Source organism: Rhizobium sp. P1_E1 (assembly GCF_056406015.1).
In genome coordinates, this window is record NZ_JBFUAY010000182.1 from 1 (window position 1) to 8,903 (window position 8,903).

Annotated in this window: 11 protein-coding genes; 8 read left to right on the top strand and 3 right to left on the bottom strand. The window is 56.1% G+C overall.

The genetic code is table 11. From position 1 onward, the window contains the following. From AC1D1Z_RS30385 to nifT, 8 genes are all read left to right on the top strand, one after another. On the top strand, positions 1-620 hold a 620-nt coding region (locus tag AC1D1Z_RS30385), incomplete at its 5' end, for an electron transfer flavoprotein subunit beta/FixA family protein (RefSeq protein WP_477852577.1). A gap of 16 nt (positions 621-636) precedes the next feature. Beyond that, positions 637-1,749, top strand: a complete 1,113-nt coding sequence (locus AC1D1Z_RS30390; RefSeq protein WP_414815984.1) for an electron transfer flavoprotein subunit alpha/FixB family protein — start codon at positions 637-639, stop codon at positions 1,747-1,749. Between the two features lie 10 nt (positions 1,750-1,759). Continuing rightward, entirely contained in the window at positions 1,760-3,067 is a 1,308-nt protein-coding gene (locus tag AC1D1Z_RS30395) for an FAD-binding protein (protein WP_414815985.1), read from the top strand. Between the two features lie 12 nt (positions 3,068-3,079). Further along, positions 3,080-3,376, top strand: a complete 297-nt coding sequence (locus AC1D1Z_RS30400; protein ID WP_032491859.1) for a ferredoxin family protein — start codon at positions 3,080-3,082, stop codon at positions 3,374-3,376. A gap of 200 nt (positions 3,377-3,576) precedes the next feature. Beyond that, positions 3,577-4,662: a nif-specific transcriptional activator NifA gene (nifA, locus tag AC1D1Z_RS30405; RefSeq protein ID WP_477852581.1), complete on the top strand. Its 1,086-nt coding sequence runs from the start codon at positions 3,577-3,579 to the stop codon at positions 4,660-4,662. Positions 4,663-4,903: 241 nt separating this feature from the next. Continuing rightward, positions 4,904-6,391, top strand: a complete 1,488-nt coding sequence (nifB, locus tag AC1D1Z_RS30410; protein ID WP_477852583.1) for a nitrogenase cofactor biosynthesis protein NifB — start codon at positions 4,904-4,906, stop codon at positions 6,389-6,391. A gap of 17 nt (positions 6,392-6,408) precedes the next feature. Further along, a complete protein-coding gene (locus AC1D1Z_RS30415) occupies positions 6,409-6,603 on the top strand; it encodes a 4Fe-4S binding protein (RefSeq protein ID WP_032491862.1) in 195 nt (64 codons plus the stop codon). 179 nt (positions 6,604-6,782) lie between these two features. Continuing rightward, positions 6,783-6,995, top strand: coding sequence for a putative nitrogen fixation protein NifT (nifT, locus tag AC1D1Z_RS30420; RefSeq protein ID WP_477852585.1), 213 nt, complete (start codon positions 6,783-6,785; stop codon positions 6,993-6,995). Here the strand turns inward: nifT and AC1D1Z_RS30425 are convergent. The 3 genes from AC1D1Z_RS30425 to nodI all read right to left on the bottom strand — a co-directional run. Further along, positions 6,986-7,153 (bottom strand): hypothetical protein, encoded by a 168-nt coding sequence (locus AC1D1Z_RS30425; RefSeq protein ID WP_477852587.1) that lies wholly within the window; start codon positions 7,151-7,153, stop codon positions 6,986-6,988. The two genes, nifT and AC1D1Z_RS30425, sit on opposite strands and share 10 nt — an antisense overlap. 210 nt (positions 7,154-7,363) lie before the next feature. Further along, the gene (locus AC1D1Z_RS30430) at positions 7,364-8,152 is read right to left on the bottom strand and encodes an ABC transporter permease (RefSeq protein ID WP_063474973.1); all 789 of its coding nucleotides are present in this window, start codon (positions 8,150-8,152) and stop codon (positions 7,364-7,366) included. After that, positions 8,149-8,903, bottom strand: a 755-nt coding sequence (gene nodI, locus AC1D1Z_RS30435; RefSeq protein ID WP_477852590.1) for a nodulation factor ABC transporter ATP-binding protein NodI, incomplete at its 5' end; no start/stop codon positions are given. The genes AC1D1Z_RS30430 and nodI, both read right to left, overlap by 4 nt.

Genomic DNA, 8,903 nt, shown 5'->3' on the forward strand with positions numbered 1-8,903 from the left:
GCGCAGATGAAGCGGTACTCCTGAGCGACCGTCACTTCGCCGGGTCAGACACCTTGGCAACTTCATTTGCTATCTCGCGAGCTATCACGAACCTTGGACTCCGCCATGCGCCTGAGATCGTGTTTACTGGCAAGCAGACGATCGACGGCGATACTGCGCAGGTGGGGCCGGGGATTGCCAGGCGTCTCGAACTGCAACAACTGACCTACGTAACGAAAATTGTTTCAGTCGATCTTCATGCCCGAGAGATCACGGTGGAGCGCCGTTCGGAAGGCGGCACACAAATGCTGAAGAGCCAACTGCCGTGCTTGATCAGTGTCCTTGAAGGCGTCAACGCCATCCGTCGAGGCTCCGTCGCTGACGCGTTGCGTGCCGCACGCGCGCAAATACCGACCTGGCGTGCAGCCGACGCCGGTATTGTGGAGATAGCTAATTGCGGCTTGAGAGGATCACCGACCGTCGTCAAGCGCGTATTCGCCCCCACCCCACGGGCCGAAAAAGCAATCCAAATCGAAGTAAACGATGACCAGTGCGGTCCGCTGGCTGACGAAATAATCGCATCGATCTTCGAGCACCAGCCCCCATTGGAAGCGAGCTTTCAACCGAATGGGCTCACGTGAGAAACAAGGAGCATAAATGGAAGCCCACCAAGCTGAAAGTCAGTCTCCAATGGTCAGTCGCGCCAGCGCGAAGAAGGAATTGCCCAGACACTTCCGCGACAATCGACACGTCTGGGTTTTCATCGAGCTGGAACGAGGCCAAGTGCATCCCGTGTCTATTGAACTACTCGGTGAAGGGCGCAAGCTTGCCGATAAGCTTGGCGTTCAACTGGCGGGAGTGGTTATTGGAACCGCGGAAGGCCTGGGAGTTCGGTCTGCCATTGCAGAGGCGTTCGCTTACGGGGCCGATCTCGCCTACCTCGTCGAGTCGCCGCTGCTATCGGACTACCGAAACGAGCCCTTCACCAAAGCTCTCTCAGACCTGGTCATCCTTCATAAGCCGGAAATTTTGCTTCTTGGCGCCACCTCGCTTGGGCGAGATCTTGCCGGTTCTGTGGCAACTACTTTGGAAACAGGGCTTACGGCTGACTGCACCGAATTGGATGTCGATGCAGACGGCTCGCTCGCAGCGACCCGGCCGACATTTGGCGGTTCGCTGCTGTGCACGATCTACACTCTCAACTCTCGCCCGCAAATGGCGACAGTGCGACCCCGGGTCATGGCGACCCCCAAACGCGTGACCCATGCGATTGGACCTATCATTCGGCATGACTTGATGATGATTGAGGAAGAGATTGTCACAAAGGTTCTCGGCTTCCTTCCGGATGAACGATCGGAAAAAATCAACCTCGCCTATGCAGATATCGTGGTCGCTGGCGGGCTTGGTATTGGCACCGCCGAGAATCTGGAACGTGTGATGCTTCTAGCGAGGACGATTGGCGGTGAATTCGGCTGCTCCCGACCTTTGGTTCAAAAAGGTTGGATGGAGGTTGATCGACAGATTGGCCAAACGGGCCAGACGATCCGGCCCAAGCTCTATCTTGCGGCTGGAATATCAGGGGCAGTCCAACATCGGGTTGGTGTCGAAGGGGCTGACTTGATCGTTGCCATCAACACCGACAGCAACGCCCCGATCTTCGATTTCGCCCATGTTGCAGTTGTGGCTGATGCCATCGGTCTTCTGCCRGCGCTGACCGCGGCGTTCACCAGGCGACTACCGCCGCATAACCAATCGATGCAAGTAAACTGAGGTGTGGCTGATGAAGGGCGAGAAATTTGACGCGATTGTCGTCGGGGCAGGTATGTCGGGTAACGCGGCTGCTTATGCGATGGCCATGCGTGGTCTGAAAGTGCTGCAGTTGGAGCGCGGCGAGTACCCGGGTTCGAAGAACGTTCAAGGAGCGATACTGTACGCCGACGCGCTGGAAAAGATCATTCCAGACTTCCGCGATGACGCGCCTCTTGAACGGCATCTCGTCGAGCAACGCTTCTGGATCATGGACGGCGCGTCGCACACCGGAATTCACTATCGGTCGGATGACTTTAACGAACGGAGGCCAAACCGATACACGATCATCCGTGCCCAATTCGATAGATGGTTCTCGGCCAAGGTGCGAGAGGCCGGATGCACCGTTCTCTGCGAGACATTGGCCACAAGACTTATCCAGGATTCAAGCGGCAACGTCACAGGCGTATGCACCGACCGCCCCGGCGGGGCCATCCTTGCCGACGTCGTGGTGCTTGCTGAGGGGGTGAACGGCTTCCTAGGAACACTAGGACGTTTGCGCGAAACGCCCAAGCCGGACAGCGTGGCACTTGCCGTGAAAGAGATGCATTTCCTACCGGAGGAAGTTATCGCAGAACGCTTTGGCCTGACTGCAGACGAAGGCTGTGTGATCGAGGCAGGTGGGACAATTTCACGGGGAGTCCCGGGGCTTGGCTTTCTGTATACGAACAAGGAGTCCATCTCGATTGGGATAGGATGCCTCGTTTCCGGTTTGGCCGCAGCCATGGAAAGGCCATACGACATTCTTGAAGCCTTCAAGCACCATCCTTCGATCCGACCATTGATCGCCGGGTCTGAGGTGAAGGAATATGCTGCGCATCTCATTCCGGAAGGCGGTTATACGGCTATCCCACAGCTCTTCGGCAATGGGTGGGTCGTGGTTGGAGATGCGGCCCAGTTGAACAACACCGCACATCGCGAGGGCTCGAACCTCGCAATGACATCAGGGTATCTGGCGGGTAAAGCGATTGCAGACGTAAAGGATCGCGGCGGCTCGATGGTGAAAAGCAACTTGGCTTTGTACAAGAGCATGCTCGACTCATCCTTCGTCATCAAAGATCTGATGAAGCATAACGAGATGCCAAGGTTTCTCCATGCCAACAGCCAGAACCTGTTTGTTTCATATCCAAAGTTGATATCTAAGGCTGCGCAAAGTTTCGTCCGTGTCGACGGAACTTCAAAACTCGACAAGGAAAAGGCCACGTCTGCCGCCTTCTTGAAAGCACGATCCCGGTGGGGATTAATTTCAGACGCAGTCCGGCTCGCCCGCGCGTGGCGCTAAAAGGAGATCCAGATGAAGGCCATCGTTAAACGGCGTGTTGAGGACAAGCTTTACCAGAACCGATATCTGGTTGACCCGGGCCGCCCACACATATCGGTCAGGAAACACCTCTTTCCAAGCCAAAACCTAATCGCCTTGACGCAAGTGTGTCCGGCGAAATGCTACCAGCTGAACGACAGACGTCAGGTAATCATCGTTTCCGATGGCTGCTTGGAATGCGGGACATGCAACGTGTTATGCGGACCCGACGGCGACATTAAGTGGACGTATCCACAAGGTGGGTTCGGCGTTCTCTTCAAGTTTGGATGAACAGCTTCTTTTGTAAGTTGATACAGCCATTCGTTGGCCCAGCGCATGGTAAGCAAGCAATGACGAATCGGCTGGTGGAGCGCCCTACCAATTTGTAATTTTTATTGACCTTCGAAGTGCAATATGTAGCGCGGAGGACGTTCCAGGATTGTCCTGAGTGCCTAAAGCACTCTCAACCACGTGCTGAATGGAGTAGTTCCGTGGCTGGATCCGATGATGAGAAGATGCCCAAATCTGCAGTGCGGCCGGGTGCTGAGATTGTGGGCGAGAGTGCCGCACTCAGGGAGGTTTTTGAAATCGCCCAGATTGTCGCAAGGAGCAACACGCCTGTCCTGTTGCGAGGTGAGAGCGGTACGGGCAAAGAATTCTTTGCAAAGCTGATACACGATTCCTCGCCGCGCCGCGAAAAGCCCTTCGTAAAGTTGAATTGCGCTGCGCTGTCGGCAGGCGTTCTGGAATCGGAACTATTCGGGCACGAGAAAGGCGCCTTCACCGGCGCTGCCTCTCAGAAAGTAGGTCGGTTCGAGCTGGCGCACGGTGGAACTTTGCTGCTCGACGAAATAGGAGAAATCTCGGCTGAGTYTCAGACCAAGTTGCTGCGCGTTTTGCAGGAAGGCGAACTTGAGCGTGTCGGTGGGACGAGAACATTGAAAGTAAATGTCAGGTTGGTATGCGCGACCAATAAGGATCTCGAAACGGCCGTGGCGGCGGGAGAATTCAGAGCCGACCTATATTACCGGATCAATGTCGTACCGATCACTTTGCCACCACTGAGGCAACGCGACGGTGACATCCCGCGTTTGGCCCAAGTATTCCTTCGGCGTTTCAACAAGGAGAACGGCCGTTCGTTAAGCTTTGCACCCTCCACACTTGATATCCTTTCGAAATGCGAGTTCCCGGGCAATATTCGTGAGCTGCAAAACTGCACACAGAGGACCGCAACTCTCGCCCGTTCGGACATCATCGTTCCTCAAGATCTCGCCTGTGAACAGGGTCGATGCTATTCCCCGCTCCTCAAAAAGGCGGTTGCCGAGCGAGTTGGCAAGGGCGCAGTTCATGGGCTCGCTCGAGGTGAAACCGTGTCAATGGGACAGCCGCGTGATGCCGCCGTCTTCGCGGCCGAAGCCGTAATGGGACACTCAGGTCTGATCGGCAGAGAACGGTTGGAACAGGCGATGGCGACGGCCGGAGGGAATCAGGCTAAGGCTGCGCGGCTCCTTGGTCGTACGCCGCGACAGGTCGGTTACTCTCTGCGCCGGCACGGGATCGAACGAAAACTCTTCTAGTCAAGGAGGTCATTGGTGCAGACCTKCTGCGGCAGGTCGCGCCCAACTGACGCCCGGCAATTCTAGTTTCCCCCACCCGACAAGGTCTACCAAGCGGCCCTGTCGTGTCTCCGACGAAACCTGTAGCAAAGAGGTCTAAACCGGACAACGAAGAGCATATCCAGCTGGCAGGGTGACGTTTCTCAGACTGGCATCGCTCTTGCTCGCGGAACTGAGCTTTCAAGCGTCATTGGAGTTCGTAATGTCCAGAGGGATGAGTAAGTGTAGGATCACCAACACAGCACCTGCCGCACGTGAGTCGGAGGCAACAACGTTCGGTGACCATGCGTCTTCGTCCCGTGGTAGTTCAGAGCCGAATGCTATGGCTCCAGCAATCATTGAAAAGATCAAAGACCACCCGTGCTTCTCGCGGGAGGCGCATCTCTATTTCGCGCGGATGCATCTCGCGGTCGCACCAGCCTGCAATATCCAATGCAATTACTGCAATCGAAAATACGACTGCGCAAACGAAAGCAGGCCAGGAGTAGCATCCCATAGGCTCACTCCCGACCAGGCGCTGCGCAGGGCCATGGCGGTCGCCAACGAAGTGCCGCAGCTTTCGGTGGTGGGCATCGCCGGGCCAGGCGATGCCTGCTACGATTGGAGGAAAACAAAGGCGACGCTCATACCGATCACCCGGGAAATCCCTGACGTCAAGCTTTGCATCTCGACCAATGGTCTCGCACTTCCTGAACACGTCGACGAGCTTGTCGACATGAATGTCGGGCACGTGACGATCACCATCAACATGGTAGATCCGAAGATCGGGACCAAGATCTACCCCTGGATATTCTATGACGGCCGCCGCTACAACGGTATCGACGCGTCCAGGATCCTTCATGAGAGGCAAATGTTGGGGCTCGAAATGCTGGCAGAACGCGGCATCCTCATCAAGGTCAATTCCGTGATGATCCCAGGCGTCAACGACGAGCATCTCATCGATGTTAACAAGTGGGTCAAGGACAGGGGTGCGTTCATGCACAACGTAATGCCCCTGATTTCAGAGCCWACACATGGCACTTTCTATGGCATGAACGATCAGCGTTGCCCTACACCTTCCGAACTAATCGCGCTCCGGGACCGGCTTGAAGGCGACACGAAGGTGATGCGCCATTGCCGCCAGTGCCGTGCCGATGCAGTCGGTCTGCTCAGTGATGATCGCGCAAACGAATTCAAGATTTCCCAACTCCCAGCTGAAGCGACCAACGACAGTGGCAAGCGCCATGCCTATCGCAAGTTGATCGAGCGCGAGCGACGCGCCCAAACATTGGAAGCAAGGGGCGCGGCCATACCGGTCTCAGGTCCATCTGACGAACTTCTCCTTATTGCTGTAACCACCAAAGGTGGAGGCCGGGTCAATGAACATTTCGGTCACGCGCAGGAACTACAAATTTTCTCAGTCTGTCAAAAAGGCATCGGATTGATTGGTCACCTGAAGATCGATCCGTACTGCCTTGGTGGATGGGGGGAGGAGGCTACTCTCAACAGTATCATCAATGCGCTCGAAGGCTTAGATTTGCTGATTTGTTCTCAGATCGGCAATGGCCCTACGAATAAACTCGCACGCCGAGGTGTTCCAGCAACGGGCGCTTATGGCGGCTCCTACATCGAGCAGGCAATCGACGCTCATTATAGCGCGGTGCTTCACCACGACGCTTCAGCACCACGACTTGAGACACACTTTGACTAAACCAGAGGAGCTGAATCATGGCCTTCAAAATCATCGCCTCACAATGCACCCAATGCGGCGCATGCGAATTTGAGTGCCCCTCAGGCGCAATCAGTTTCAAAACTGACAGATTCGTGGTCGATCCTAAAATATGCACGGAGTGCAGGGTTGAGTTCGCCGCGCCCAAATGCAGAGCCATTTGCCCCATGCCGAACACCTGCGTCCCTGCCTGAAAAGCCCTACTAAACGATGGCAAAAGGGCTCGCCTGCGAAAGCATTCTGGCGCAGGCGGGCATCCTCCTCGACAGCAACTCTTGCTGCAACAATGAGGTGGCTGAGCGTGGCAGCATCGCCGGGTCGCACGGGTGCGAAATGGAGAAAATTTACGGGTGTGAAAAAGGAGGTACAGCCCATGAAAGCAATGATCCGCAGAAATGGGGTCTGCTTATCAATCTATATGTCCAAAAAGGATGTCGAGGAGCCGGTTGTCGCGGTGGAGAATCATGACTTGTGGGGCGGCTTTGTATTGCTGAGGAACGGGTGGCTCCTCTCCCTCCCCGACCTCCCGCGGAGCACCCGCTTACCCATCACAGTCGAGGCAAAGAAGCGATCCGATCACGACTGACGCGGCACGCCGAATTTGCGGGGTTGCGCGACTGACTTGGTGACGAAATAGCCGACGGCGAACGTCCACGTCTGCTTCCGGCCACATAGCGCGATCGGCAACAAGGTGCCGATTTCGCTTATAAACGGCTCATCGGCACCCCCGCCGAGCTGAGCCATAACCCCGGAAATTCCAGCTCCCGCTGGCCCAAAATCGGGTAGCACCTCAAAATGGGCCAGAGCTTACTTCAAAATGGATTATTTCAACGGGGCAAGCGAAGAACTTTTCAGCCGTTGCCGGGAACTACTGCGCCGATGCAAGCAAAGGCTTGTCTAACCATACAGACCAAAGCATTGATCTTCCGTCGGGATGCGCTCCACCAATGAGCGTCAGCGCAAAAGGCGGCGTCGCAGCAAGGCTGTCGATAAAAAGAATGGGATGACGATGTAGATGCAAAGTGCGCCGACGTGCAGGCAGACATCCACCACGGGGTGACCGAGCATTATCGGACGTATGAGGTCGATCGAATGCGACAGAGGAAGAAATCGCGCAGCCGTCTGAAAGACAATTGGCAGTTGATCGACTGGAAAGACGGCACCCGAGAGGAACAATATAGGTGTGATAACAAGCGTCTGATAAAAGATGAAATAATCATAGCTCGGAGCAAGGGCGGTGACGACCATCCCAAGGCTTGCAAAGGCCAAACCCGTCAGCGCGATGACCGGAAGCGCATATAGCAGCGACAGCCACTGAGTGTACCCTAGAACGGCCGCGACCATGCCTATACCGGCACCCGCCAGAGCGGCCTTCGTTGCCGCCCAGGCCATCTCACCGAGAACGATATCGCCTAGCCTCAGCTGTGTGTAGAGCATCGCTTCCCAAGTGCGCTGCCCCTCCATCCGGCCGAAAGCTGCGTAAATGGTCTCAAACGTTGCAGCCGTCATCGCACTTGTCGCGACCATTCCAGCTGCCAAGAAAGCAGTATAGGAAACGCCACCGACGCGGCCCACCATCACGCCCAAACCAGCGCCAAGGCCAAACAGGTAGATCAAGGGTTCGGCCAAATGACCCAGAAGCGACGCCAGCGCCGCCTTCTTCCATGCAAGATAATTTCGACGCCAGACCGCAATCCAGTTCAAGCTGCCGCCTGGCAATGCCGTTACGATATCTCCACTCATTGGTACTTCCCCATCTCGCGTCCGGTTAACCGCAAGAAGACGTCCTCTAAGTTCGGCGGCCGCTCCAGGAGGCGCAGACCCCAGTGTCCGCGCAGTTGCGCCCGAACTTGTTCTGGGTCGGGGGTGTAGCAGAACAGCGTCTCGCCGCTGATTTCGATGCGCCGTGCGTTTGGCTTGATCAAAAGGCTAAGCTCCTGCGGGTCTCCGCCATAGATCTCGATGACGGGACAGCCAATCTGCTCCTTTATCAGGTCAAAGGGGCGGCCTTCGGCTATCTTAACTCCACCTTCGAGCACGCACAGCCGGTCACATAAGCGTTCTGCCTCTTCCATGATGTGGGTCGTCAAAAGGATCGTCTTGCCTTGCGCCAACAGCGATCGCAAACGTTCCCAGATCAGGTGGCGTGCGTGCGGGTCGAGGCCGGTGGTCGGTTCATCTAATATAAGGATCTGCGGGTCATTGATCAGCGCGCGCGCCAATGATAGGCGCCGCTTCATGCCTCCAGAAAGATCGGCCACCCRCGTATCTGCCTTGCTCTCGAGGCGTGCAAATTCCAGCAGCGAGGGCACGATCGCTTCGATCTCCCTGGCTTTCATGCGGAAGTACCGGCCGTAGACAAACAGGTTTTCTCTAACCGTGAACTCCATGTCGAGATTGTCGAACTGAGAAACGACACCGATACGGGCGCGCGCCGAACGAGCCTGCCGGGGTACCTGCACTCCGAGCACCGAAATGTTGCCCGCATCAGGCG